Genomic DNA, 23,931 nt, shown 5'->3' with positions numbered 1-23,931 from the left:
CCGGCCAGCGAAGAGAGTGCGAAACATGTCCAACCTCCGCGATGCCGCGATGAGTTCCAAGGCCTGGCCCTTCGAAGAGGCCCGGAAGCTGCTCAAGCGCGCCGAGAAGGGGGCCGCGGACAAGGGCCATATCCTGTTCGAGACCGGCTACGGTCCCTCGGGCCTGCCCCATATGGGAACGTTCGGCGAAGTGCTGCGCACGACGATGATCCGTCGCGCCTTCGAGGCGATCTCGGACATTCCGACCCGGCTGATCTGCTTTTCGGACGACATGGACGGCATGCGCAAGGTGCCCGGCAATGTTCCCAACCAGGAGCTTCTGCACGAGAATCTGCAGCGTCCGCTGACCTCGGTGCCCGACCCGTTCGGCGAATATGAGAGCTTCGGCGATCACAACAACGCCATGCTGCGGCGTTTCCTCGACACTTTCGGCTTCGAATACGAGTTCTATTCGGCGACCGAGTTCTACCGCTCGGGCCGGTTCGACGACACGCTGAAGCTGGCGACCGAACGCTATGACGAGATCATGAAGGTCATGCTGAAATCGCTGCGCGACGAGCGTCAGCAGACCTATTCGATCTTCCTGCCGGTCCATCCCGAGACGGGGCGGGTGCTTTATGTGCCGATGAAGCATGTCGATGCCGCGAACCACACCGTCACCTTCGATGACGAGACCGGCCGCGAATGGACGCTGCCGGTGACGGGCGGCAACGTAAAGCTGCAGTGGAAGCCCGATTTCGGCGCGCGCTGGGCCGCGCTCGGCGTCGATTTCGAGATGTATGGCAAGGACCATTCCACCAACACGCCGATCTATGACCGGATCTGCGAGATCCTCGGCGGCAGGAAGCCCGAGCATTTCACCTATGAGCTCTTCCTCGACGAGAATGGCGAGAAGATCTCGAAATCGAAGGGCAACGGGCTGACCATCGACGAATGGCTGAGCTATGCCTCGACCGAGAGCCTGAGCTATTTCATGTACCAGAAGCCCAAGACCGCCAAGCGGCTGTGGTGGGACGTGATCCCGAAGGCGGTGGACGAGTATCATCAGCAGTTGCGCGCCTATCCGGGGCAGGAGCCGAAGGCGCAGATCGACAACCCGGTCTGGCATATCCATGGCGGCACCCCGCCCGAAAGCCGGATGGTGGTGCCCTTCGCGATGCTTCTGAACCTGGCCTCGGTGGCGGGGGCGACCGACAAGGACGGGCTGTGGGGCTTCATCAAACGCTATGCGCCCGAGGCCTCGCCCGAGACCCATCCCGACCTCGATCAGGCGGCGGCCTTCGCGGTGCGCTATTTCCATGATTTCGTGGCGCCGCACCGCCAGTTCCGCGCCCCCGATGCAAAGGAACGCGCGGCGATGGAGGATCTCGTCGCCCGGCTGAAGCTCTGGGATGGCGGGCAGGATGCCGAAGAGTTGCAAAGTCTCGTCTTCGCGGTCGGCAAGGATCACGGGTTCGACCCGCTGCGCGACTGGTTCAAGGCGCTTTACGAGGTGCTGCTGGGCGCGAGCCAGGGGCCGCGCTTCGGCGGCTTCATCGCGCTTTACGGCATCGACGAGACGGTGCGGCTGATCGAGGATGCGCTGGCGCGCGGCTGAGCCGCCCCGCGATCAGATGGCGGGCGTCGGGCGTTCAGGCCCGGCGCCAAGCCTTCCAGCGCCGTTTCCAGAGGCGTCCGAATGTCCCGCCGGGCTGGCTGAAGAGCTTCCTGCCCAGCTTCTGTGTCCTTGCCGCAAGCTCCGCCTGCCGGGCCGCGATCCGGGCGCCAAGCTCGGCGCGCAGTTCAGGACCGCCGGGCAGATCGGGGCTGGCCGCGACATGGGCGCCGAGCAGCGCGAGATCGTGATGCTCTCCGAGAAGCTCCGAGAGCCGGTCGATCCGCTCCGAGCGCCGGCGCAGCCGCTCGGGCCCGAGGGGGCGCATGAGCCGGGTATGGAAGCCGTGATATCTGACGCGCTTGCGCCAGTCGTGCAGCTGGGCGTCCTTCGGGCTGCGCGCGGCGGCCCTCTGGCCGCTTTTGGCGCGGGCGAAGGTGCGTTCGAGCCCCCGCCGCAACGGCCGGAAACCATGGCCGTAAAGCGTCCAGCTCCGGGCCCGTTCGCGCAGGGCCACCATGGTTTCGCGGAAGGCGGCCAGATCGACCTCGATATCCGTCCGCGCCATGGCGCGCGCGCGCCCCGCCAGCAGATGCGCCCGCAACGGCGCGACCCCGACCGGAAGATCCGACAGCCGTCCGGCCGCGGCCAGACGGTCGAAGGCCTCGATCATGCTGTCGCGGTCGCGCAGGGCCGACAGCCGCCGCGCCGCGTCGCGGATGGCCGCGTTCTCGCGGGCATAGGCGGGAAAGTCGGGCCGGACCATCCGGATCAGGGCGCGCAGCTTCTTGCTGCGTTTGCGCAGCGCATGCACCTTCTCGGGAAGCCCGAGGCGCGGCGCGTCGAGCTCGGCCAGTGCCGCGTCGATTTCCTCTACCGCGATCCGCCGCAGCGCGGCTTCGGTGGTCTTGTCCGAGCGTTTCAGGCGGTAGGTCATGTCGGAAAGCGTCGTCTTCGTGAACTCGTATGGAACCGGAATGTCTCCGATGCCTAGGCGCGGATTGTGAGCCTTTTGTGACAGCGGTGGAAGCATTGCGGTCCGGGATTGGGTGGGCCGGGGCGGTCTGCTCTTACGCTGCCGCGAAAACGGGCATCAGCCGATCAGATCGGCGGCGTCGAGCCGGAATGCCTGCCCGAATCCGCCATTCAGATGCCCGGATTGCGGAATCAGCCGGACGAAATGGAAATCGGTGAAATCGACATAGAGCCGGGCCTTTGGCTGCTGCCTCAGATAGGTTTCGCGCAGTGCCGCCCGGTCGGCGGGGCAGGTGACGAAGACCGCGCGGGCCTGCAACGTCAGCCGCGGATGGGTCAGCGGATCGCCTTTGGGGCCCGGTTCGCCCAGCAGGAGCGAGCAGTCGGGACAGGCGCGGAGCGCCGTCGTATGCGGCGCCAGATCCGAGACCAGCGTCACCGGCAGACCGTCCGGCCCCTGCGCCAGCGCGATTCGCGTGACGAAGGGTGCGCCGTCGCGCAGCACTGCCAGCGCCGCGAACCGGGCCCCGGCGATCAGCTTGCGGGCCAGCGCCAAGGCGGTGGCATCGACCGGGCGAAACGGGTCGCTGGTCGCCATGCCGGGCTTACAGCCGGATCGTCGAGATCAGCCGCCCGTAATCGGCCTCGCCGACATGCACGCTGCGCCGGTAGGAAAAGAACCGCTCGGGGTCGGAATAGGTGCAATGCCGGGTCCAGGCCGCCTGGCCGATACCGGCGCCCCGCAGCCGCGCGAGGCTGAAGCCCGGCAGGTCGAACTGCATCCGGTCGCCATGGCCGGCGGCGAAGAACCGTGCCGAATCCGGGTCTTCGCTCAGGAAGGCGTCAAGGAAGTCGGGACCCACCTCATAGGCACGCTGGCTGATCGTGGGGCCGATCACCGCGGTCGTCTCCGCGCGCCGGGCGCCGAGCGCCTCCATCGCCTCGAGCGTGGCCTCGAGAATGCCGCCAAGCGCCCCGCGCCAGCCGGCATGGGCCGCGCCGACCACGCCGGCGCCGTGATCGGCGAAGAGAACCGGCTGGCAGTCGGCGGTCAGCACGCCCAGCGCCAGGTCGGGCTGCCGCGTTACCATCGCATCGGCGCGCAGCGGGGTTTCGGGCAGGGCCTCGATCACCGCGACAGCCGCGGAATGCACCTGGTGAACGGTGACCAGCCGGTCGTTCTTCACCCCCATCGCGCCTGCCACCCGGTTGCGGTTGATCGCCACCGCCTCGGACAGGTCCGACGAGCCGCCGCCGCAATTCAGCCCCGCGAATACCCCCGAAGAGGCGCCGCCGCGGCGGGTGAAGAACCCGTGGCGGAGCGGAGCCAGCGCGTCAGAGGTGAGTATTTCCAGAGTCATGACTGCAGTCCTGGCGGATCGGGAGCGTGTGCGGGGGTGAGGGCGAGCGTCTTGAAGAGCGTTCCCATTTCCTCGGGATGGGTCAAGCGGCGATGTGCGGCGAGATGTCCTGCAAGGGCATCGCCGGCAAGGTTTCGCGCCAGAATCTCGGTCCGGGCCGCAATTCCCAGTCGTTCGAGAAAGGCGCCCTGCGGCACGGGGCCGCTGACCTGCAGGCCGGTTGCGGCCCGGGCCAGCGCCTCGAAATCGACATGCGCGGTCAGGTCGGCCTCGCCGGGATGGGCCAGGACCGGCTCGGGCCGGTGCGCGCGCAGCGCCTGCAGGGTGTCGCCAAGGCTGTGCCAGCCGCCGTAATCGACGATCAGCGTCGCGCCGCCATGGGCGGAAATCCGCGCGGCGAGGTGCGCGAGGATGGCCTCGGCGGCGGTGCAGGTCTCGACGATGTCGCCGGGCGTGGTATCGGCAAGCCGGTGATCGAGCGCGGCCAGCGGCAAGGGCGCAGACAGCCCGAGGCTCAGCCGCCCGCCGTGTAGCCCGACCAGACGCTCGCACCAGCCGGCGGCGTCGCGCTGGAACTGGCGGATCGGCAGGGCGTCGAAGAATTCGTTGGCAATCAGGAAAAGCGGCGCCTCGGGCAGCGCGTCGACGCTGTCGAGCCAGGCGATGTCCTGCTCGGGCAGGGTTGCACGTTGGCGGGCCCTGAGATGGGGCGAGGTCTCGACAAGATGCAGCCGCGCGGCGGCGTGAAACCCCGGCACGCCCCGTGTCGCGCGCCAGAGATCGGCCATCAGCGTGCCGCGCCCGGGGCCCAGCTCGGCCAGGGTGAAGGGGGCGGGCGCGCCCTGGTCGAGCCAGACCTGCGCGAGCCAGAGCCCCAGAAGCTCGCCGAACATCTGGCTGATCTCGGGGGCGGTGGTGAAATCGCCCGACAGCCCGAACGGGTCGCGGGTGCTGTAATAGCCATGTTCGGGATGCATCAGGCAATCGGTCATGAACTCGGCGATGCTGATGGGGCCGGTCGCGGCGATTCGCCGGGCGAGAAGGCGGGCGAGCGGGGTTTCGGTCATGTCCGGGGCCTTGCCGCGTGCAGGATGAGGCCGAGGCCGAACGCGATCATCGGCAGAGACAGAAACTGGCCCATGGTCAGCCCGTAACCCTGCCAGTGCAGGGCAAGCCCGAGCGGGTTGCCGGGGCCTGCGAATTGCGCATCGGGCTGGCGGAGGAACTCGACCGCGAAGCGCGCTAGCCCGTAACCTGTGAAGAAGGTTCCGGCGATCCGTCCGGGCGCCTTGAGCGCGCCGCGGGCCAGTGCGAGCCAGAGCAGGAGCCCGCCGAGCAGAAGGCCCTCCAGCCCGGCCTCGTAGAGCTGCGAGGGGTGGCGGGCGCAGGGCAGGCTGTTCCAGTCGGGGCAGTATTGCGCGGCTGCGCCCGGAAAGACGACCGCCCAGGGCAGATCCGAGGGACGGCCCCAGAGCTCGGCATTGATGAAATTCGCGATCCGTCCGAAGAAGAGGCCGATGGGCACTGCGAGCGCGAGCGCGTCCGCAGCCGGCAGAAGCGGAACGGCCTGTTTGCGGGTGAAGATCACGAGCGCGGCCATCACCCCCAGAAGGCCGCCATGGAAGGACATCCCGCCATGCCAGAGCATCGGGATCTCCCAGGGGGCCTGGAGGTATTCATGGGGCTTGTAGAACAGCACGAAGCCCAGCCTTCCGCCGAGGATCACGCCCAGCACGATCCAGGTCAGAAGCTCTTCGACCTGATCGGGGCGCATCGGCGGGCGGGAGCCGGCCCAGAGCCAGTCGCGGCGCATCAGCGCGACGACGAGGCGCCAGCCAAGCACGATGCCCGCGATGTAGGCCAGCGCGTACCAGCGCAGCGCAAAATCGAGGCCGAAGACCGAGATCGAGAAGATCTCGGGGCTGAGGTCGGGGAAAGAGAGTACCGCTTGCATCCTGGGTCTTCTGTTCTCTGTGCGGCGCGGCGAAGTCAACCTTGAGCTTGGCGCGCCTGCGGGCCATATAGGGCGCGATTGTGAAAGCCAGTATAAAAGCCAGAGGCCGCCATGCAGACCCGCAACAAATTTCTCGACGACATGTCGAAGCTGATGACGAATGCCATGGGTGTGGCCCAGGGGGCCAAGGACGAAGCCGAGACCGCCATGAAGAGTATGCTCGACCGTTGGCTCGCCGACCGGAATTTCGTGACGCGTGAGGAATTCGACGCGGTGCGGGCGATGGCGCAGAAGGCGCGCGAGGAGAACGAGGCGCTCAAAGCCCGGATCGCGGCGCTGGAAGCGAAATAGGCGGCGCTCTGCGCGGCGGCCGCCAGGGGGCGAATTTTCGACGAAAATTCGTTCTAGGGCAAAGCGGCGCGTCCCGCCGCGGGCCTTGTCCGGTCTGCTGCCGCAGCCGGGCTTTATCCGTCTCACGGCATCGGCGGATCCTGTCTGGCATCCCGCCTCTGCCAGCCTTTGCCGGTCCGGACCCGGGCCTGACATGGGGCTGCGCCTCCCGGGCGGTCCCGCTGTCCGTCTTTGCCCCTCTGGATCGTCGCGCGCCGGATAACGGGCCGCCTCTCCGCATCGGAAGATGGTCTCTTTCCCTGTCCGGTTCCGCTCGGGTGTCATCGCGATGGTGCAAGGCAACCCGCGCCGTCTGATGGGCCCGGAGGCCGTGCGCGGGCCGGCCGGCCTTCCGAGAGCTTTGGCCGGAGACCGTCCGGCAGGGATCTCTTTATCCACAGATCCCCGGCGCGTTCCGGATTTCCGCGTCACGCCTGAATTGTCCACAAGATATTGCGGTCTGTCTTTCAAACTTAACAAAAATCCACTTTACAGCCTCCGGCTTTGCCCTCACCATATTTTGTAAGGAAACGGGGGCGCTCCCCCGGACCTAGAGCAAGAGCCAAAGCCTAGTGGGCCTCGGTCCAGCCTGGGCTAGACCGAAAGCGAGGCCGGGCATGAGCTATACCGAAGATTACCTGCTGAGCGACGAGATCCATCCCATCGACCTAGTCGAGACTCTCGCCTCGCATCATGACTGGGAATTCGACCGTGTCACCGATGACCAGATCGCGATGGCGGTGGTCGGCCAGTGGCGGACCTATTCGATCACCCTGGCCTGGTCGGCCTTCGACGAGACGCTGCGGCTGGTCTGCACCTTCGAGATGGAGCCCCCGCCCGAACGTCTGCCGGTGCTTTACGAGACGCTCAATGCCACCAATGACATGTGCTGGGCCGGAGCCTTCACCTTCTGGCACGATCAGCGGCTCATGGTCTGGCGCCACGGGCTGATGCTGTCGGGCGGGCAGACCGCAAGCCCGGAGCAGATCGACCAGCTGATCCAGGCGGCGGTGTCCTCCTGCGAGCGCTTCTACCCGGCCTTCCAGCTGGTGGTCTGGGCCGACCGCACGCCCGCCAATGCCCTGCAGGTCGCCATTGCGGATGCCTACGGGCGCGCCTAACCTCCGGCCCCGACAGGCAGAAGGGGCATATCATGGAATTCGACGACCTTTCCGCCCGGGGGCTGGTGCTTCTGGGCTGCGGCAAGATGGGATCGGCGCTGCTCGAGGGCTGGCTGAAGCGCGGCCTGCCCGCAGGTGCGGTCTGGGTGCTCGATCCGCACCCCTCCGACTGGCTGCGCGCACGGGCCGCCGAGGGGCTTCATCTCAACGAGGATCTGCCCGGGGCGCCCGCGCTGGTGCTGCTTGCGGTCAAGCCGCAGCTGATGGACGAGGCGCTGCCGCAGGTAGCGGGCTTTGCCGATGGGCGCACGCTGTTCGTATCGATCGCGGCGGGCAAGACGCTTGGCTATTTCACGGACCGGCTGGGTGCCGGGGCACCGGTGGTGCGGACCATCCCGAACACCCCCGCCGCCGTCGGGCGCGGCATCACCGCTCTGATCGGCAACGCCAAGGTCGACGAGGCGGGGCTGGCGCTGGCCGAGACGCTTCTGTCGGCCGTGGGGCAGACGGTGCGGCTTGACGATGAAAGCCAGATGGATGCGGTCACGGCCGTTTCGGGCTCCGGGCCCGCCTATGTGTTCCACCTGATCGAGACCCTGGCCAAGGCGGGCGAGGCCGCCGGGCTGCCGCCGGAAATGGCGATGAAACTGGCCCGGGCCACGGTCGCGGGGGCGGGGCAACTGGCCGAGGATGCCGCCGAGGACCCCGCACAGTTGCGTATCAACGTCACCTCGCCGGGCGGCACGACGGCGGCGGCGCTGGCGGTGCTGATGGACCCCGAGACCGGCTTTCCGTCGCTGCTGGAAAAGGCGGTCGCGGCCGCGACGGCACGCGGCAGGGAACTTGGCGCATGAGCGAGATTTCCTTCGACGATTTTCTCAAGGTCGATATCCGGGTGGGGCAGATCACCCGGGCAGAGCCCTATCCCGAGGCGCGCAAGCCCGCGATCCGGCTCTGGGTCGATTTCGGCCCAGAGATCGGCGAGAAGAAAAGCTCGGCCCAGATCACCGCGCATTACGCGCCCGAGGACCTGCCGGGCCGCCGCGTGCTGGGGGTGGTCAACTTCCCGCCGCGCCAGATCGGCAAGGTCCGCTCCGAGGTGCTGGTGCTCGGTCTGCCCGACGAGAATGGCGAGGTGGTGCTGATCGTGCCCGACAAGGACGTGCCTCTGGGCGGGCGGCTGTTCTGATGGCGAAGATCCTCGTCACCCGCCCGATGCCCGAGATGGTCGTCGAGGCGGTCCGGATCCTGGGCGAGACCGAGTTCCGGCAGTCGACGCAGCCGCTGTCGCCGGACGAGCTGCGCGCGGCGCTCACGGGCTATGACATCGTGCTGCCGACGCTGGGCGATGCCTTCTCGGCCGTGGTCTTCGCCGATGTGCCCGCGCCGCGGGCGCGTCTGCTGGCCAATTTCGGCGTCGGCTTCAACCATATCGACGTGGCGGCGGCGCGGGCGGTCGGAGTGGCGGTGACCAACACTCCCGGCGCCGTGACCGATGCGACCGCCGATATCGCCATGATGCTGATCCTGATGAGCTGCCGCCGCGCAGGCGAGGGCGAGCGGCTGGTGCGCGCGGGCCGCTGGCAGGGCTGGCATCCGACGCAGATGCTGGGGCTGCATGTGACCGGCCGGACGGTTGGCATTCTCGGCATGGGAAATATCGGGCAGGCCATTGCCCGGCGCTGTCATTTCGGCTTCGGTATGGAGGTTCTCTATCACAGCCGCAGCCCGAAGGTGCTGGATTTTCCGGCCCGGGCGCTCGGCAGCCCCGAGGCGCTGGCGGCCGAGGTCGATATCCTCGTCTCGGCGGTGCCGGGCGGGGCCGCGACCCGGCATCTGATCGGGGCCGGCGTGCTGGCGGCGATGAAGCCCACGGCGCATCTCGTGAACATCTCGCGCGGCGAGGTGGTCGACGAGGCGGCGCTGATCGCGGCGCTCGAGGCGGGCAAGATCGCGGGGGCGGGACTTGATGTCTACGAATTCGAACCCGAGGTGCCCGAGGCGCTGCGGGGCCGCGAGAACGTGACGCTTCTGCCCCATCTCGGCACCGCGACGCTGGAGGTCAGAACCGCCATGGGGCTGATGGCGGTCGAGAATATCCGCGCCCATCTGGACGGCCGGCCGCTGCCCGATCCGGTCGGCTGAGCGGTCGGGGCTCAGCCCGCCAGATGGCGGATGAGCCCGCGCGAGGCGTCCTCGACCAGATCGAGCACCAGATCGAAGCTGCCGTCGTAATAGGGGTCGGGCAGCTCGTCGCGGTCGGCTTCGGCAAAGTCGAGGAACAGACTGACCGGCGTTTCGCTGTCGATCGGACGCATCCGCTCCAGCGCGGTGAGGTTCGAGCGGTCCATCGCGAGGATCAGATCGTAGGTGGCGAAATCGGCGGCCCTGACCTGGCAGGCGCGCAGCCGTGTCAGGTCGTAGCCACGCCCGGCCGCGGCGCGGATCGCGCGCGGGTCGGGCGGATCGCCCACATGCCAGCCCCCCGTTCCCGCGCTTTCGACCTCGACATCGAGGCCCTCGGCCTGGGCCAGGGTCTGGAACACCGCATGCGCGGTCGGCGAGCGGCAGATATTGCCGAGACAGACAAAGAGGATTCGGGTGGTCATGGCGGCCTCCTTTTGCTCTGAGGGATAGCGGAGGTAGGCCTGATGACCAAGATCGTGATTCTCACCGGGGCCGGGATCTCGGCCGAAAGCGGGCTTGGCACGTTCCGCGACGTGGACGGGCTCTGGACCCGCTACGACCTGAACGACGTGGCGACGCCCGAGGGCTTTGCCCGCGATCCAGGGTTGGTGATGGAGTTCTACAATGCGCGGCGCCGGAATGCGGCCGAGGCGGCGCCGAACCCGGCGCATCTGGCTCTGGCCCGGCTCGAGGCGGCGCTGCCGCCCGGATCGGTCCGGATCGTGACCCAGAATGTCGACGATCTTCATGAGCGCGCCGGAAGCCGCGCGGTCTGGCACATGCATGGCGAACTGGCACGGGCGCGCTGCACGGCCTGCGGCGCGGGCTGGCAGGCGCCGGCCGAGATGCGGGTGGCGGATGCCTGCCCGTCCTGCGGCGCGCCCGCGACCCGGCCCGACATCGTCTGGTTCGGCGAGATGCCCTATCACATGGAAGAGATCTGGGAGGCGCTGCGCGTGGCCGATCTGTTCGTGGCGATCGGCACCTCGGGCAGCGTCTATCCGGCGGCGGCCTTCGTGCAGGATGCGGCAAGGGCCGGGGCCGGAACGCTCGAGCTGAACCTCGAGCCCTCCGAGACGGCCGGCTATTTCGACCGGGTCCGGCACGGGCCCGCCTCGGAGATCGTGCCGGGCTGGGTCGAGGACTATCTCGGCGCCCGGGGCTGAGGATGGATGGGCCGGAGGCCGGATGGCCCCCGGCGCCCCGAGCGGCCTATTGCGCCATGTGGCCCTTCATCGGCATGTCTGCGCCGTTGCCGGCATGGCCGCCCACCGACGGACGGACCTTCTCGACCGGGGCCTGGATCTTGAGCTTGCCGGCCCTCTCGAAGGTCAGGGTCAGATCGACCATGTCGCCCGGGTTCAGTGGACGGGTCAGGCCGAGCAGCATGACATGATCGCCGCCGCGGCGCAGCTCGTGCCGGCCATGGGCGGGCAGCGGGAAGCCCTCCTCGACCTCGATCATCCGCATCACGCCATTGGCATCCGAGACATGGGTGTGCAGCTCGACCCGCTCGGCGGCGTCGGAAGAGGCGGCGATCAGCCGGTCGTCCTCGGCGCCGTTGTTGACGAGGGTCATGAAGGCGGCGCCCGATTGCGCCATCGGCGAGGAGACGCGGGCATAGGCGCCCTCGACGACGATATCTCCGGCAATGGCGGGCAGGGCGGAGGCGAGCGCGATAAGGCCCGCATAGAGAGTGGTTTTCAGGGACATTTCTGGCCTCCTGGTCCTTGGCTGTCTGGAAGGGTCTTCGGTGGTCAGGCGATGCGGCCGGGAGGGGCGCGCGAGCGGGGCCGCGCTGGGCGGCATCCGCAGGGAGCGGGCCGCCGGGCCGGGCGGCGCAGCGGCCGGGCGCGGAGCAGGCGGAGCGGCAGGGCTGGGGGCGCGGGGGCAAGGGCTGCCAGCGCCGCGAGCCCGTCGGGGCAGATATGCGGCGGTCCGGTCGGCTGCCCGGTCGCGTCGATCTCTATGGTCTGCAGGCCGAAGCCGGCGCAGAGCAGGATCCGGTCGACCGGGCGCGGCGCCGTGCGTGCCGCCGCGAGGCTCAGCGAGGTGAGCGCGAACAGCAGTGCGAGGCAGAGGCCGAGGAGAGAGCGGAGCCCGGTCATGGCGCGAGTCTAGAGCGGTTCGAGACCGGGGGCGAGCCGGTTTCGCGTCGGGCAGCGGGCGGGCGCTCCCGCCTCCGGCCTGCACGGGGCTGGCGCCCCGCTTGGCCCGAGTTGGGCCGGGCCGCGCGCAGGCGCGCGGCGCCTCCGGCGGGGGTATTGGTGCCAAGAAGAAGGGGCGCATGCAAAAGGCCCCGCGCAAGCGGGGCCGTCGGACTGTTTTGCACAAGAAGGGTCGGCCGGGCCGGATCAGGCGGTGGCCTGGGCCTTCTCGATGTCTTTCTTGACCTTGAGGGCCTTGTCGGAAAGCTCTGCTTCGCTGGCCTTTGCCAGGAAGTTGTCCAAGCCGCCGCGGTGGTCGACGGTGCGCAGGCCCGCGGCCGATACGCGGAACTTGAAGGACCGGCCCAGGACGTCGGAGATCAGGGTCACCTCGTTGAGGTTCGGCAGGAACCGGCGCCTGGTCTTGTTATGGGCGTGGCTGACATTGTTGCCGGTCATCGGCCCTTTGCCGGTCAGTTCGCAGACGCGCGACATGGTTGTTTTCCTCGTTTCGATAAAGCGACAGACGCCGCAAAGGCAGCGCCGGGAATTCTGTCCGGGCTGAATAGGGGGAAGAAGGGGCGAGGTCAAGCGATTCATCCCGAGGCAGGGGAGGGGGGCTGTGCGGGAATGGGAGGCCTGGCGCGATGAGGCGGGGTATGGAAGCGGGGTGGGATGGTCTGGGGAGCAGCGATCCTCCGGTCAGGGCAAAGCGCGATCCTGTCATCGCCGGTTTGGGGCGGGAAATGCCCCCGGTCACGCCAGATCCGGGTTTCGACGCCCGCGCTGTCGGCTCTTGGGGCGAGCTGTGTGGCTTGTGCAGCGGCCTCGCGGTGGATCATCTGGAACGGAGGGCTGCCCGGCGGGTGGCGAGGGCCGGGGCGGTCGGGGTCGCGGGGTCGGCGCCCGTCATGCGCCAGTCGGGGACCGGGTGGCTTGGGATACTGTTGAAAAAGTCTCTGAACGGGCGAGACCGGGCAGATCAGCAGAACAACCTCCCGCGAAGCCCCTCCTGAGCAAATGCGTTTTGCCAAGGGGCAGTCTGCAGGGACAATATTCCAAGATTTCGAGTCATTTTTGCGGTTCGCAGAGTTTTTCAACACAATCTTGGCAAAGCGGCCCATGGATCCGGCGTGCCGAGGCGACGGGTGATGAGGCCGATCCTGTGGCCGCAGCCCGGGCAGAAGTTCGGGTGGGTCCATGCTGGTCTTGGTCATCGGGCTCTCGGTATGGCCTGGGGTGACGCTTCGAGACGCCATCTTAATCCTGCAGCTCGAGGACCTCCCGGGATCACACCGCCAGCGGTGTCGACATGACACCAGCTCCCCGGACAGGAACGACCAGGGCCTTTGGCGATCTGGTTCGGTTCCGAGATGGAGTGGCGGGGCAGGTGGCCGGGGCAAACAGGGGTATCCAGAGACCTTTCCCGAATCTGAAGGGGCAGGAAACGGGCTCGGGGGGCCATTTCCCTGACGACTGCGATCCGGACATGTCTGAGCTTGAGGGGCCTGTTCGGCCCGGTCGCGCGCCTGATCCGGATGACCGGGCTCGACCGGCCAGGTCCTGACTGTTCGTCGCCGTGCCAACGCCAGGCACTTCTCGCAGTGCAGCCTCCATGCCGCTGCTTCTGTCAACCCTTGAACCTGTTGATCGACAATGAGCTATTGCCCGCCCTTGGTGCGAGGCAATGCCGGATGGCATCCGCTTCCGCAGCGATGGAGACTGGACCGCACGCAAGCAAGGCGCGATGCGCCGGCGCGAAGGACGCAAGCTTCATCTCCAGATGAACACCGCCACCGGCGACATCCGCGCAGCCGAGGTCCCCTCGCGCGGTCAGGACGACAGCCCATTCGCCGGAAAAAGGATCCGCCGGATCGTCTCCCGATCGTTCTCATTGCGGGGGCGGCTCTCTCAGATCCCGCGCGGAGAGGAAATCGATACCGTCACCGCCGACGGGGGATATGCCGTTGCCATGCGGCCATCCCCGAGGGTGATGCAGAACCGGCCTGAGCGTTCCTCCGGATCCCGGACCGGGAGTCGAAGTGCTTACAAAGCGAAGGCCTCCTTATGAGCAGACAGCCTCCGCCGTTTCACCGGCGGGTTCAAGGATCAGGCCGTTTCGCGTCGGTCAGAGCTCGGCGCCGCCCAGACCGGCATCGCGCGCGACCCCGGGCGTGACGCCGCCGCGGCTGAAAAGCTGGCGGCTTGACTTGAACGCGTGGCCGCTGGTTCGTCCGGGGCAATCCGGCGGCAGCAGGTCGAGGCCGCGGAACTGATCGAGCTGCGCGGCGAGAACCGGCGCCTGAAGGAAGAGGGGGATGCGATGCGGACAGGTGAACAGGCGAGCGGCATGCGTTCGAGTGAGCCTGTGACCGCTTTTCGCGCCTTGGGCGGCGAGGCCATGAAGGACAAGCTCGCCTTCATCGCGGACCATCTCGGCGAACACGGCGTCGGCCTCATCTGGCAGGTGCTCTCGACCAGCACGAGCTGGTTCCCCCCTTGGTGCGCCGCCGCCCCGAAAAGAGCGCTGCGCCATGCCGCGCGGGACAGTCTTCTTCCCGGGATATGTGCGATCTTCGAGGCGCTCCGCGGGCGCTACGGGGCACCCCGCGGTTGCCTTTGTCCGCCATTGGTCCGAGCGGTGATGGCGAGTGGCATCGGCCAGCAAGGCGCGGTCGGCCGCGTTCCGCGGACAACCGCCAACCGGCACAAGCTCGGCATCGCGCCGAACTTGCCGAAGCGGAATATCAGGGCTGCGGAGCCGGACAGGATCTGGCTGGCCGACATCAGCGAGGTGCCGGCTGACGAGGGCTGGCTCTATCTGGTCGGGGTCGAGGACATGGCGGCGATGAAGATCGTAGGGGGGGCGATGTCAGAGCAGCTGAAGATCAGGCTGGCCCTCGATGCGATGGGCATGGCGCTGCAGAACCGGCGGCCGGTACCGGGGTTGATCTGTCACTCGGATCGCGGGGTCCAGTGCGCGGCCAGTGACTGCAGGCGGCGCCTGGAGACCCGCAAAGCCGACGCGTCGATGCGCGGGAAAGGCAAGTGGCTGGATAACGCTCCCATGGAGAGCTTCTGCGCATCGCTCAAGAACGAGCTGGTCGACCGCATCAGGGTCCGGATGAGCCAGGAGACGAAGGCCGCTCTGTCCGAGCAGATTGTCATCCTCTGCAATCGACACCGTCGTCACTTTGGCACCGGCGACCGGACGCCGGATCAGGCAAGGATCGACATGGGCCCCGTGATGGCCGCAGTGAATATCAGCCCAGTCCGGGATGAAGGGGCAAGCTCGGAGAGTTCATTGCGGCTTAAGCTGCAACCGCCTGAATGTCCGGTGAAACGGGGGCAAGACCAGACATTTATCCCCTCGACTGATAGCTACACCGAGCTCCAGCGGATTAGTGTCTAAGATAAGATGGCGGCAGATCCCGGCGGCAAAAGAGAAAATCTTGTCCGTTCATGGTGGTGAAAGCCATCCCGGATCCAATAGCTTCCTGCATCGATCCTGCGACTGCATAGATGCGGGCATGATCGTGTGAAGTCCTTAACCGGCGACCGCAACCGGCCACCAGTGCCCGACAGTATGGAAGGGACGCCCCGGCAGGGCGGCCCTTCGGGTTTGAGGGGTGAGGCGACAGGCTCAGCTGCGCCCGGCCAGAAGCGGCAGGGTCATCGCCCGGGCATAGTCGCGGGCCTCGGCAAGGGCCGGGTCGTAGCTGGCGCGGACCTTGGCCACATCGGCATGCTCGGCGGCCAGCGCATCCTGGACCTCGTTCCAGGCATCGCGCTGGGCGGTGATGACCTCCTCGGGGAAGTTGAGGAAGCGCACGCCCTGCGCCTTGAGCTCGGCCAGCGACTTGGCGTTGAAATGGTCGAACTGGCCCTGCACCTCATAGGCGGCGGCCAGCGCCGCGGCCTCGCAGATCGCCTGCAGATCGGGCGTCAGTTCGTCCCAGGCATCCTGGTTGAACACGACGGCCAGCCCGGCGCCCGGCTCGGTGAAGGCGGGCAGGTAGCAGATATCGGTGATCTTCTGCAGCCCGAAGGCCTGGTCGAGATGGGGTGAGACCCATTCGGCCGCGTCGATGGCGCCCGATTGCAGCGCCTGGAAGATCTCGGCCGGTGGCATCAGCACCGCATTGACGCCGAGCTTGCGGAACACCTCGCCGCCGAGCCCGGCGATGCGCATGTTCAGGCCCTTGAGATCCTCGACGCTTTCGATCGGCTTCCTGAACCAGCCGGCAGACTGCGTGTTCGAGTTGCCGGAATAGAGCGGCTTGAGATTGCGCTGGGCATAGATCTCGTCCCAGACCTCCTGACCGCCGCCCCAGCGCAGCCAGGCCATGTGCTCGGCCGAGGTCATGCCGAAGGGCACACCGGTGAACCAGTGCAGGGCGGGGTTCTTGCCCGCAGCGTAATAGGTCGGCCCATGCCCGACGGGCGCGTTGCCGGCCTGCACCGCATCCTCGACGCCGAAGGCCGGCACCAGCTCGCCCGCGCCATAGACGGTGAAGCTCAGCCGGCCATCCGACATCGCGGCCACGCGCGCGGCGAAATTGGTGACATTGGTGCCGACGGCGGGGGCCATCTTGGGAAAGGCGGTGGGCAGTTTCCAGTGGATCTTGCCCGAGGCGAGTGCGGGGCTGGCCAGCGTGCCGGCCGCGGCGACGCCGGCGCCCGTTTTCAGGAAGGTTCTGCGGTGCATCATGTCCTCTTGCGTTGCGCCTACCGGAATATCGTCTGCGGCAGCCAGGTCGCAAGCTCGGGCAGGGCGACCAGGACGCCGAGGGCCACGAGCTGCAATGCCACGAAGGGCAATACGCCGCGATAGGTGTCGAGCGTGGTGATGTCGGGCGGCGCGACCGAGCGGAAATAGAACAGCGCGAAGCCGAAAGGCGGGGTCAGGAAGGAGGTCTGCAGGTTCATCGCGATCAGGATCGCGAACCAGACCGGCGAGATGTCCGAGCCCAGGATCGGCGGGCCCAGCAGCGGGACCACGATATAGATGATCTCGACCGCCTCGAGGATGAAGCCCAGGACGAAGATCACCGCCATCACCAGGAAGATCGCGGTCATGCCGCCGCCGGGCAGGCCGGCCATGAGCTCCTCGACGAGATGATCGCCGCCGAAGCCGCGGAAGACAAGCGACAGCAGCGAGGCCGCGACCACGATGCCGAAGACCATGCCCGAGATCCGGATGGTATCGCTCAGCGCGCCCTGCAAAAGGCCCGCGCGCCAGGTCCGGAGGCCCGCCATCAGCGTGCCCGTCGCGATCAGGATCGCGGCGCCAAGCGCCAGCAGGCCCGGCAGGGTGCCGAGGGCTGCGCGGCCGAGCCCGGCCATGCCCATCCCGACGAGGAGCAGCGCCGCAAGCCCCGCAGAGGCGATCAGTCCGCGCCCGAACGCGCTGCCCCCGGCCCGCTGCGCGGCCATCAGCAACGCCCCGACCGCGCCGAGTGCCGCTGCCTCGGTCGTGGTGGCGACGCCGGCGAGGATCGAGCCCAGCACCGCGAGGATCAGCAGGACCGGCGGCAGGAAGGTGAACAGGATTTCCGAGACGGGCACCGCTTCGCGGGGCGCGCGCGGCTCGGGCGCGGGGCCGAGCCGGAGCGCCACATAGACGGCATAGATCGCGACCAGCATCAGCCCGGGCAGCAGCGCACCCGCGAAGAGATCGCCGACCGAGACCGGGTCGGGCGCGAAATTGCCCGCCGCCTGCTGCGCCTCGAGATAGACATTGCCGATCTGGTCGCCCAGCAGCACCAGGATGATCGAGGGCGGGATCACCTGACCGAGCGTGCCGGAGGCACAGATCAGCCCCGCCGCCAGCCGCTTGTCGATCCCGGCCGAGCGCATCGCGGGCAGAGAGATCAGCACCAGCATGACCACCGTCGCCCCGATGATGCCGGTCGAGGCCGCGATCAGCGCCGAGAAGGCCAGCACGCTCAGCCCCATGCCGCGCGGCGAGCCGCGGGTCAGGCGGCCGAGCACGCCCAGCATGCGTTCTGCCAGCTGCGCGCGTTCGAGCAGAACCCCCATCAGCACGAAGAGCGGTACCGCCATCAGCAGCCGGTTCGACATCACGCCCCAGACCCGGCCGGGGAAGAAATTGAGGAAACTCAGGTCGAACAGCCCGAAGGCCGAGGCGATCAGCGCGGTCACGAGCGGTACGCCCGCGATGGCCAGCATCGCCGGGATGCCGCTGAGAATGCCGCCGAACAGCCCGAGCAGCAGCGCGAGCAGCACGCCTTCCTGCCCGGTCATAGCGTCTCCTGCATGTCTTTGCCGCGCTCGGAGGGTTTTCCGGACGGTTTCAGGATCATCGCGATCCCCTGCAGGATCATCAGCGCCGAGGCCAGCGGCAGCGCCGATTTGACGATGTAAAGCCCGCCGAGCCCGCCGGTCTCGATCGCGCCTTCGCGGATCGACCAGGAATAGGAAAGATCGGGCCAGAAGGCGCGGATCATCAGGCCGAAGACCGGGATCAGGAAGACCAGCACCGCGACGATGTCGGCGATGCGGATATAGCGCGGCGACAGCCGTTCGGAGAAGACCTCGACCCGGACATGTCCGCCGCGTGCCAGCGTTACCGGAATGCTGAAGACCAGAAGGCTCGCGAAGGCATAATCGGCGGCGTTCTGGAACTGGATCGACCCGGTGCCGAAGCCGTAGCGCAGGATCACGATGGCCAGGGTCGCGCCGGTCAGGAACAGGGCCGCCACCACGCAGAAGGCCAGCGTGGCACGGTCGAGCCAGTGACAAAGCCTGAGATAGGCGGTGAGGGCTGTGGCGCGTGTCATTGGTCCGGGCCATTGCCACAGACGGAACCGAACCGCAATTGGCGATCTGGACAGGATGCGGTCCCGCCCGGGGCCGCCGCGCCACGGTCCCGCAAGAAGTTCCCCCTATGACAATATACCGTATGGCGGCGGGCAGGCGATGCTTTATGCTGCGACGCCGCAAGAGCCAGGCAGGACCGCCCGGCAGAACCGAGCAAGCACAGGAGCGCGCGATGGCGACCAGGATAGTGGTTCTGGGGGGCGGTTTCGGGGGCATGTATGCGGCCCGCGCGCTGCGCCGCCAGTTCGGCCGCAAGGCCGAGATCGAGGTGATCAACGGCCAGAACTATTTCGTCTTCCAGCCGCTTCTGCCCGAGGTGGCGGGCGGCTCGATCATGCCCGCGCATGCGGTCTCGCCGCTGCGGTTCATCCTCGGCGGCATCTTCGTGCGCAAGGCCGTGGTCGACAGCGTCGATTTCGACCGCAAGGTGGTCACCGTCTTCCAGGGCATCCAGCGGCGCCCGACCGAGATCGCCTATGACCATCTGGTGATCGCGCTGGGGCAGGGCACCGATTTCTCGCGGATGCCGGGGCTCGAGGAACATGCGCTGAAGATGAAGACGCTCGAGGATGCGCGCCGTCTGCGCGGCCATGTCATCGAGCAGCTCGAACATGCCCAGGTCACCCAGCTGCCCGATACCAAGCGCGGTGCGCTGACCTTCACCGTTGTCGGCGGCGGCTTCTCGGGGGTCGAGACCGTCGGCGAGATGAAGGAGATGATCGACCGCTCGCTGCGCTTCTATCCCAAGATCGATCCCTCCGAGGTGCGGGTGCAGCTGATCGAGTTCGCGCCGCGCATCCTGGGCGAGATGCCGAAGGAACTGGCCGATTACGCGGTCGGCCATCTCGAGCGCCACGGCATCGACATCAAGCTTGGCACCGGCGTGAAAAGCGCGACCCACCGCCAGCTTGTCACCACCACGGGCGAGGTGATCGACACCCGCACCATCGTGGCCACCATCGGCAATGCGCCGCTGCCGGTGGTGCAGCGGATGGGGCTGCCGCTCGACAAGGGGCGGATCCCGGTCGACCGGATGCTGCGGGTGCCGGGCGTCGAGGGCGTCTGGGCGCTGGGCGATTGCGCGCTGATCCCGCTGAAGGAGGGGGCCTCGGAACGGGCCGATTTCGCGCCGCCGACCGCGCAATTCGCGGTGCGCGAGGCCAAGCGGGTGGCGCAGAACATCGCGGCCACGGTCAAGGGGCGCGTGCCGAAGCCCTTCGCCTATGCCTCGCGCGGGGCGCTGGCCTCTCTGGGCGCCAAGCGCGGCGTCGCCAATGTGTTCGGCCGCAACATCACCGGCTTTCCCGCCTGGTTCATCTGGCGGTCCTATTACCTGGCGCTGCTGCCCGGTATCGGCACCCGCATCCGGGTGATGATCAACTGGTCGCTCGACATGCTGGGGGCGCGCAGCCTGGTGCAGCTGAAATTCTACGGCAAACCGCCGCTGCGCTATGTCTATTACCGCGCGGGCGACCGGATCTACAATGCGGGCGACCGCTCGGACGGGTTCTACACGGTGATTACGGGCGCGGTCGAGATGGAGCGGCCCGACCCCGAGAGCGGCGCGATGACGACCCGGATCATCGGCCCGGGCGGGCATTTCGGCGAGCGGCTGATCCTCGGGGCGACCCGGCGCCGGACCACGGTGCGCGCCAAGGAGGATTGCAAGGTGCTGGTCATGAACCGCGAGGAATTCATGATGCTGGCCGAAGGGTTCTCGGCCTTCCGCGACTACTTCCAGCCTTATATGGAGGAACGCGGGGTCGCGCTTCCCGGCGGGGATGAAAAGGACGGCAGATAGGTCCGGACCGGTCTGAAAACCCGGCTTGGCCGCGGGCTTCGGGCAGGAAGGGTGGTTTCGCACCCCGCTTCCGCCCGGTTGCGACCGTAGCCGAGTTTACAGCGGGACCAAAACCGTCTTTGCTGCCGGAGAGCTGCGCTAAGGTTTGGATCCTCCATGGCGATCACCGCGACCATCCGGCACCTGACCCATTACCGTTATGATCGTCTCGTGACGCTGGGGCCTCAGGTGATCCGGCTGCGGCCCGCGCCGCATAGCCGGACCCGGGTGATTTCGCATTCGCTGAAGGTCTCGCCCGGCGGGCATTTCGTCAACCACCAGCAGGACCCCTATGGCAACTGGCTGTCGCGCTTCGTCTTTCCCGAGCCGGTGCGCGAGCTGAGGATCGAGGTCGATCTGGTCGCCGACATGACCGTCTACAACCCCTTCGATTTCTTCGTCGACGAGACGGCCGAGAACTGGCCCTTCGACTATCCGGCCGATCTGGCGGAGGACCTGTCGATCTACCGCAGCCCCGAGCCCGCGGGCGCGCGGATGCAGGCCTTCCTGGCCTCGGTCCCGCGCGAGAAGATCCGGACCATCGATTTCCTCGTCGCCCTGAATGCGCGGCTGGAACGCGAGATCGACTACCTGATCCGGATGGAACCCGGGGTGCAGAGCCCTGAAGAGACGCTGGTGTTGCGCTCCGGCTCCTGTCGCGACACGAGCTGGCTGCTGGTGCAGCTGCTGCGCCATCTGGGCTATGCCGCGCGTTTCGTCTCGGGCTACCTGATCCAGCTGAAACCCGATCTGGTGGCGCTCGACGGGCCGGCGGGGACCGATCACGACTTCACCGACCTGCATGCCTGGGCCGAGGTCTTCCTGCCCGGCGCGGGCTGGATCGGGCTCGACCCGACCAGTGGCCTTCTGACCGGCGAAAGCCATATCCCGCTGGCCGCGACCCCGCATTACCGCAATGCCGCGCCGATCTCGGGCATGGCGAGCCCGGCCGAGGTCGATTTCCGCTTTCACATGGAGGTCCATCGCACCGCCGAGCATCCCCGCATCACCAGACCCTTTCCCGAGGATGCCTGGGAGGCGCTGGACGCGCTGGGCCAGAAGGTCGATGCGCAGATCGCGGCGCAGGACATGCGGCTGACCATGGGCGGCGAGCCCACCTTCGTCTCGATCGACGATTTCGAGGCCGGGGAATGGAATACCGACGCTGTCGGGCCGATGAAGCGGGGGCTCGCGGACCGGCTGATCCGGCGGCTGCGGGACCGCTTCGCGCCCGGGGGCTTTCTGCATTACGGGCAGGGCAAATGGTATCCGGGCGAGACGCTGCCGCGCTGGACCTTCTCGCTTTACTGGCGCCGCGACGGGGTGCCGGTCTGGCGGGACCCGGACCTCATCGCCGAGGAAGACCGCAGCGGCGCCAGTGCCGAGGAGGCCCGCCGCTTCCTGTCCGGGCTGGCCGAGGCCATCGGCGTCGGCGCGGATTATGTCCATGCCGCCTATGAGGACCCGGTGGACTGGATCCTCAAGGAGGCCGGGCTGCCGGTCAACGTGACCCCCGAGGATTCGAAACTGAAGGATCCCGAGACCCGCGCCCGGATCGCCCGGGTCTTCAATCGCGGCCTCGACCGGCCCGCGGGCTTTGCCCTGCCGATCCAGCGCTGGCAGTCGAAGGCGGCTGCCGGGCGCTGGCGCTCGGAACACTGGAAGACCCGGCGCGGCCATCTTTTCCTCATTCCCGGCGACAGCCCGGTGGGCTTTCGCTTGCCGCTGGGGTCGCTGCCCTTCGTGCCGCCCTCGGCCTATCCTTACGTCTATCCGGCCGACCCTTCGGCCCCCGCCGGTCCGCTGCCCGATTTCCATGCGGGGCGCGCGGACCGCCGTCACGCGCTGATGGCGGAATTCGAGAGGATCGCCTGCGAGGAAGAGACCGCTGCCATGCCCGGCGCGACGCCGGGCCGGACACAGCCGGTGTCGGAACCGCAGGCTGCGGGGCCGCGCCAGACCGTGATGGAACAGGGCGTCGATCCGAAGGCCGGTGCCGTGCGCACCGCCATCGCGGTCGAGCCGCGTGACGGGCGGCTTTGCCTGTTCATGCCGCCGGTCGAGGCACTGGAGGATTACCTGGAGCTGCTGGCTGCCGCCGAGGAGACCGCCCGGGCGCTGGGCCTGCCGATCCATGTCGAGGGCTACACGCCTCCCCAGGATGCGCGCATGAACGTGATCCGGATCGCGCCGGATCCGGGCGTGCTCGAGGTCAACGTGCATCCCGCTCAAAGCTGGGAGGAGTGCAAGGCGATCACCTTCGGGGTCTATGAAGAGGCACGGCAGTGCCGGCTGGGCGCCGACAAGTTCATGATCGACGGCAGGCATTGCGGCACGGGTGGGGGCAACCATGTCGTGGTGGGCGGAGCCACGCCGATGGACTCGCCCTTCCTCAGGCGGCCCGACCTGATGCGCTCGCTGATCCTCTACTGGCAGCGCCATCCCAGCCTGTCCTACCTGTTCTCGGGGCTCTTCATCGGCCCGACCAGTCAGGCGCCCCGGATCGACGAGGCCCGCCATGACAGTCTGTACGAGCTGGAGATTGCGCTGAGCCAGTTTCCCGACCCGGGCGAGGGCCAGGCGCCGCCGCCCTGGCTGGTGGACAGGCTGCTGCGCAACGTCCTGATCGACGTGACCGGCAATACCCACCGCACGGAAATCTGCATCGACAAGCTGTTTTCCCCCGACGGGCCCACGGGGCGGCTGGGGCTGGTCGAGTTCCGCGGCTTCGAGATGCCGCCCGATGCGCGCATGAGCCTTGCGCAGCAGGTGCTGATCCGGGCGATCCTGTCGCGGCTCTGGGACGCTCCGGTCAGGGGCGCGCCGGTGCGCTGGGGCACGGCGCTGCATGACCGGTTCATGCTGCCGCATTTCGTCTGGGCCGATTTCCTCGATGTGCTGCGCGATCTGCAGGATCACGGCTTTGCCTTCCGGCCCGACTGGTACGAGGCGCAGGCCGCGTTCCGCTTCCCGTTCTGCGGCGAGGTCGAATATGAGGGCGTGCATCTGGAGCTGCGCCAGGCGCTGGAGCCCTGGCATGTGCTGGGCGAGCGCGGTGCCATCGGCGGCACGGTGCGCCATACCGACAGCTCGGTCGAACGGCTGCAGGTCAGGCTGACGACCACCAATCCGGGCCGCTACTCCGTCACCTGCAACCGTCGCCCGGTGCCGCTGACCGAGACCGGGACCAGCGGCGTGCGGGTCGGGGGCGTGCGCTTCAAGGCCTGGCAGCCCGCCGAGGCGCTGCACCCGGTGCTGCCGGTCAATGCCCCGCTGGTCTTCGACATCTATGACAGCTGGTCGGGCCGGGCGCTGGGCGGCTGCACCTATCACGTCGCCCATCCCGGCGGGCGCAGCTATGACACCTTCCCGGTCAATGCCAACGAGGCCGAGGCAAGGCGGCTCGCGCGGTTCGAGAAGATGGGGCATCATGCCGGGCCGTACCGGCCCGGTCCCGACCCCGTGCATCCCGAATTTCCGATGACCCTCGATCTGCGCCGCCCGCCCGGATTGTCGTGA

23 protein-coding genes are annotated in these 23,931 nt (G+C 67.8%); 11 read left to right on the top strand and 12 right to left on the bottom strand.

Going from position 1 to position 23,931, the window contains the following annotated elements; translation table 11 throughout:
• The first annotated feature begins 25 nt into the window (after positions 1–25).
• Positions 26–1,597, top strand: coding sequence for a lysine--tRNA ligase (locus tag ACK8CO_RS03700; protein WP_414898206.1), 1,572 nt, complete (start codon positions 26–28; stop codon positions 1,595–1,597).
• Positions 1,598–1,631: 34 nt separating this feature from the next.
• On the opposite strand, the gene ACK8CO_RS03695 is transcribed toward ACK8CO_RS03700, so the two are convergent.
• The 5 genes from ACK8CO_RS03695 to lgt form a co-directional block, all read right to left on the bottom strand.
• A complete protein-coding gene (locus ACK8CO_RS03695) occupies positions 1,632–2,531 on the bottom strand; it encodes a CHAD domain-containing protein (protein WP_414898205.1) in 900 nt (299 codons plus the stop codon).
• Positions 2,532–2,687: 156 nt separating this feature from the next.
• On the bottom strand, positions 2,688–3,167 hold the full coding sequence (locus ACK8CO_RS03690; protein ID WP_414898204.1) for a HugZ family protein: 480 nt from the start codon (positions 3,165–3,167) through the stop codon (positions 2,688–2,690).
• A gap of 7 nt (positions 3,168–3,174) precedes the next feature.
• Positions 3,175–3,930 (bottom strand): peptidoglycan editing factor PgeF, encoded by a 756-nt coding sequence (gene pgeF / locus ACK8CO_RS03685; protein ID WP_080615735.1) that lies wholly within the window; start codon positions 3,928–3,930, stop codon positions 3,175–3,177.
• Positions 3,927–4,997, bottom strand: a complete 1,071-nt coding sequence (locus ACK8CO_RS03680; RefSeq protein ID WP_414898203.1) for a class I SAM-dependent methyltransferase — start codon at positions 4,995–4,997, stop codon at positions 3,927–3,929. The genes pgeF and ACK8CO_RS03680 overlap by 4 nt, the downstream gene beginning before the upstream one ends.
• Entirely contained in the window at positions 4,994–5,884 is an 891-nt protein-coding gene (lgt, locus tag ACK8CO_RS03675) for a prolipoprotein diacylglyceryl transferase (protein WP_414898202.1), read from the bottom strand. The genes ACK8CO_RS03680 and lgt overlap by 4 nt, the downstream gene beginning before the upstream one ends.
• Before the next feature lie 111 nt (positions 5,885–5,995).
• Between lgt and ACK8CO_RS03670 the strand changes: the two genes are divergently transcribed.
• From ACK8CO_RS03670 to ACK8CO_RS03650, 5 genes are all read left to right on the top strand, one after another.
• A complete protein-coding gene (locus ACK8CO_RS03670; RefSeq protein ID WP_075785043.1) occupies positions 5,996–6,235 on the top strand; it encodes an accessory factor UbiK family protein in 240 nt (79 codons plus the stop codon).
• A 656-nt stretch (positions 6,236–6,891) separates the two neighbouring features.
• Entirely contained in the window at positions 6,892–7,395 is a 504-nt protein-coding gene (locus ACK8CO_RS03665) for a YbjN domain-containing protein (protein WP_080615738.1), read from the top strand.
• 32 nt (positions 7,396–7,427) lie between these two features.
• Positions 7,428–8,249, top strand: a complete 822-nt coding sequence (gene proC, locus ACK8CO_RS03660) for a pyrroline-5-carboxylate reductase (RefSeq protein WP_414898201.1) — start codon at positions 7,428–7,430, stop codon at positions 8,247–8,249.
• Complete coding sequence (locus ACK8CO_RS03655) at positions 8,246–8,584, top strand: tRNA-binding protein (protein WP_414898200.1); 339 nt, start codon at positions 8,246–8,248, stop codon at positions 8,582–8,584. Before proC ends, ACK8CO_RS03655 begins: the two co-directional genes overlap by 4 nt.
• Entirely contained in the window at positions 8,584–9,540 is a 957-nt protein-coding gene (locus tag ACK8CO_RS03650; RefSeq protein WP_414898199.1) for a 2-hydroxyacid dehydrogenase, read from the top strand. Before ACK8CO_RS03655 ends, ACK8CO_RS03650 begins: the two co-directional genes overlap by 1 nt.
• A gap of 11 nt (positions 9,541–9,551) precedes the next feature.
• On the opposite strand, the gene ACK8CO_RS03645 is transcribed toward ACK8CO_RS03650, so the two are convergent.
• Entirely contained in the window at positions 9,552–10,004 is a 453-nt protein-coding gene (locus ACK8CO_RS03645) for a low molecular weight protein-tyrosine-phosphatase (protein WP_414898198.1), read from the bottom strand.
• A gap of 42 nt (positions 10,005–10,046) precedes the next feature.
• Between ACK8CO_RS03645 and ACK8CO_RS03640 the strand changes: the two genes are divergently transcribed.
• On the top strand, positions 10,047–10,748 hold the full coding sequence (locus ACK8CO_RS03640) for an NAD-dependent deacylase (RefSeq protein WP_414898197.1): 702 nt from the start codon (positions 10,047–10,049) through the stop codon (positions 10,746–10,748).
• A 46-nt stretch (positions 10,749–10,794) separates the two neighbouring features.
• Here the strand turns inward: ACK8CO_RS03640 and ACK8CO_RS03635 are convergent, their stop codons facing one another.
• From ACK8CO_RS03635 to rpmB, 3 genes are all read right to left on the bottom strand, one after another.
• Positions 10,795–11,295 carry a copper chaperone PCu(A)C gene (locus tag ACK8CO_RS03635; RefSeq protein ID WP_414898196.1) on the bottom strand — a complete coding sequence of 167 codons (501 nt, stop codon included), beginning with the start codon at positions 11,293–11,295 and terminating at the stop codon, positions 10,795–10,797.
• Positions 11,296–11,339: 44 nt separating this feature from the next.
• Entirely contained in the window at positions 11,340–11,690 is a 351-nt protein-coding gene (locus ACK8CO_RS03630) for a hypothetical protein (protein ID WP_414898195.1), read from the bottom strand.
• Positions 11,691–11,936: 246 nt separating this feature from the next.
• Positions 11,937–12,224: a 50S ribosomal protein L28 gene (gene rpmB, locus ACK8CO_RS03625; RefSeq protein ID WP_075781720.1), complete on the bottom strand. Its 288-nt coding sequence runs from the start codon at positions 12,222–12,224 to the stop codon at positions 11,937–11,939.
• A 1,192-nt stretch (positions 12,225–13,416) separates the two neighbouring features.
• On the opposite strand from rpmB, the gene ACK8CO_RS03620 reads away from it, so the two are divergent.
• Together ACK8CO_RS03620 and ACK8CO_RS03615 are read left to right on the top strand one after the other, a co-directional pair.
• Entirely contained in the window at positions 13,417–13,800 is a 384-nt protein-coding gene (locus ACK8CO_RS03620; protein WP_414898194.1) for a transposase, read from the top strand.
• 147 nt (positions 13,801–13,947) lie between these two features.
• Entirely contained in the window at positions 13,948–15,141 is a 1,194-nt protein-coding gene (locus ACK8CO_RS03615; RefSeq protein WP_414898193.1) for an IS3 family transposase, read from the top strand.
• Positions 15,142–15,372: 231 nt separating this feature from the next.
• Here ACK8CO_RS03615 and ACK8CO_RS03610 read toward each other — a convergent pair whose 3' ends face one another.
• The 3 genes from ACK8CO_RS03610 to ACK8CO_RS03600 are packed head-to-tail and all read right to left on the bottom strand — an operon-like array spanning position 15,373 to position 18,532.
• Entirely contained in the window at positions 15,373–16,437 is a 1,065-nt protein-coding gene (locus ACK8CO_RS03610; RefSeq protein WP_414898192.1) for a TRAP transporter substrate-binding protein, read from the bottom strand.
• A 20-nt stretch (positions 16,438–16,457) separates the two neighbouring features.
• Positions 16,458–17,996: a TRAP transporter large permease gene (locus ACK8CO_RS03605; protein WP_080615751.1), complete on the bottom strand. Its 1,539-nt coding sequence runs from the start codon at positions 17,994–17,996 to the stop codon at positions 16,458–16,460.
• Positions 17,993–18,532 (bottom strand): TRAP transporter small permease subunit, encoded by a 540-nt coding sequence (locus ACK8CO_RS03600; RefSeq protein WP_060834292.1) that lies wholly within the window; start codon positions 18,530–18,532, stop codon positions 17,993–17,995. The genes ACK8CO_RS03605 and ACK8CO_RS03600 overlap by 4 nt, the downstream gene beginning before the upstream one ends.
• Before the next feature lie 212 nt (positions 18,533–18,744).
• Between ACK8CO_RS03600 and ACK8CO_RS03595 the strand changes: the two genes are divergently transcribed.
• Complete coding sequence (locus ACK8CO_RS03595) at positions 18,745–20,373, top strand: FAD-dependent oxidoreductase (RefSeq protein WP_414898191.1); 1,629 nt, start codon at positions 18,745–18,747, stop codon at positions 20,371–20,373.
• Positions 20,374–20,529: 156 nt separating this feature from the next.
• Complete coding sequence (locus tag ACK8CO_RS03590; protein ID WP_414898190.1) at positions 20,530–23,931, top strand: DUF2126 domain-containing protein; 3,402 nt, start codon at positions 20,530–20,532, stop codon at positions 23,929–23,931.

The sequence above is a fragment of the Rhodovulum sp. HP10 genome (assembly GCF_047553435.1).
In the GTDB taxonomy this organism is placed as follows: domain Bacteria; phylum Pseudomonadota; class Alphaproteobacteria; order Rhodobacterales; family Rhodobacteraceae; genus Rhodovulum.
This window is presented reverse-complemented; position numbering and strand designations above follow the sequence as displayed.

Excerpts from the sequence above, each read along its gene's own strand:
- ACK8CO_RS03700 (WP_414898206.1), top strand. The coding sequence starts at position 26 with ATGTCCAACCTCCGCGATGCCGCGATGAGTTCCAAGGCCTGGCCCTTC.
- ACK8CO_RS03695 (WP_414898205.1), bottom strand. The coding sequence starts at position 2,531 with ATGACCTACCGCCTGAAACGCTCGGACAAGACCACCGAAGCCGCGCTG.
- ACK8CO_RS03690 (WP_414898204.1), bottom strand. The coding sequence starts at position 3,167 with ATGGCGACCAGCGACCCGTTTCGCCCGGTCGATGCCACCGCCTTGGCG.
- pgeF (WP_080615735.1), bottom strand. The coding sequence starts at position 3,930 with ATGACTCTGGAAATACTCACCTCTGACGCGCTGGCTCCGCTCCGCCAC.
- ACK8CO_RS03680 (WP_414898203.1), bottom strand. The coding sequence starts at position 4,997 with ATGACCGAAACCCCGCTCGCCCGCCTTCTCGCCCGGCGAATCGCCGCG.
- lgt (WP_414898202.1), bottom strand. The coding sequence starts at position 5,884 with ATGCAAGCGGTACTCTCTTTCCCCGACCTCAGCCCCGAGATCTTCTCG.
- ACK8CO_RS03670 (WP_075785043.1), top strand. The coding sequence starts at position 5,996 with ATGCAGACCCGCAACAAATTTCTCGACGACATGTCGAAGCTGATGACG.
- ACK8CO_RS03665 (WP_080615738.1), top strand. The coding sequence starts at position 6,892 with ATGAGCTATACCGAAGATTACCTGCTGAGCGACGAGATCCATCCCATC.
- proC (WP_414898201.1), top strand. The coding sequence starts at position 7,428 with ATGGAATTCGACGACCTTTCCGCCCGGGGGCTGGTGCTTCTGGGCTGC.
- ACK8CO_RS03655 (WP_414898200.1), top strand. The coding sequence starts at position 8,246 with ATGAGCGAGATTTCCTTCGACGATTTTCTCAAGGTCGATATCCGGGTG.
- ACK8CO_RS03650 (WP_414898199.1), top strand. The coding sequence starts at position 8,584 with ATGGCGAAGATCCTCGTCACCCGCCCGATGCCCGAGATGGTCGTCGAG.
- ACK8CO_RS03645 (WP_414898198.1), bottom strand. The coding sequence starts at position 10,004 with ATGACCACCCGAATCCTCTTTGTCTGTCTCGGCAATATCTGCCGCTCG.
- ACK8CO_RS03640 (WP_414898197.1), top strand. The coding sequence starts at position 10,047 with ATGACCAAGATCGTGATTCTCACCGGGGCCGGGATCTCGGCCGAAAGC.
- ACK8CO_RS03635 (WP_414898196.1), bottom strand. The coding sequence starts at position 11,295 with ATGTCCCTGAAAACCACTCTCTATGCGGGCCTTATCGCGCTCGCCTCC.
- ACK8CO_RS03630 (WP_414898195.1), bottom strand. The coding sequence starts at position 11,690 with ATGACCGGGCTCCGCTCTCTCCTCGGCCTCTGCCTCGCACTGCTGTTC.
- rpmB (WP_075781720.1), bottom strand. The coding sequence starts at position 12,224 with ATGTCGCGCGTCTGCGAACTGACCGGCAAAGGGCCGATGACCGGCAAC.
- ACK8CO_RS03620 (WP_414898194.1), top strand. The coding sequence starts at position 13,417 with ATGCCGGATGGCATCCGCTTCCGCAGCGATGGAGACTGGACCGCACGC.
- ACK8CO_RS03610 (WP_414898192.1), bottom strand. The coding sequence starts at position 16,437 with ATGCACCGCAGAACCTTCCTGAAAACGGGCGCCGGCGTCGCCGCGGCC.
- ACK8CO_RS03605 (WP_080615751.1), bottom strand. The coding sequence starts at position 17,996 with ATGACCGGGCAGGAAGGCGTGCTGCTCGCGCTGCTGCTCGGGCTGTTC.
- ACK8CO_RS03600 (WP_060834292.1), bottom strand. The coding sequence starts at position 18,532 with ATGACACGCGCCACAGCCCTCACCGCCTATCTCAGGCTTTGTCACTGG.
- ACK8CO_RS03595 (WP_414898191.1), top strand. The coding sequence starts at position 18,745 with ATGGCGACCAGGATAGTGGTTCTGGGGGGCGGTTTCGGGGGCATGTAT.
- ACK8CO_RS03590 (WP_414898190.1), top strand. The coding sequence starts at position 20,530 with ATGGCGATCACCGCGACCATCCGGCACCTGACCCATTACCGTTATGAT.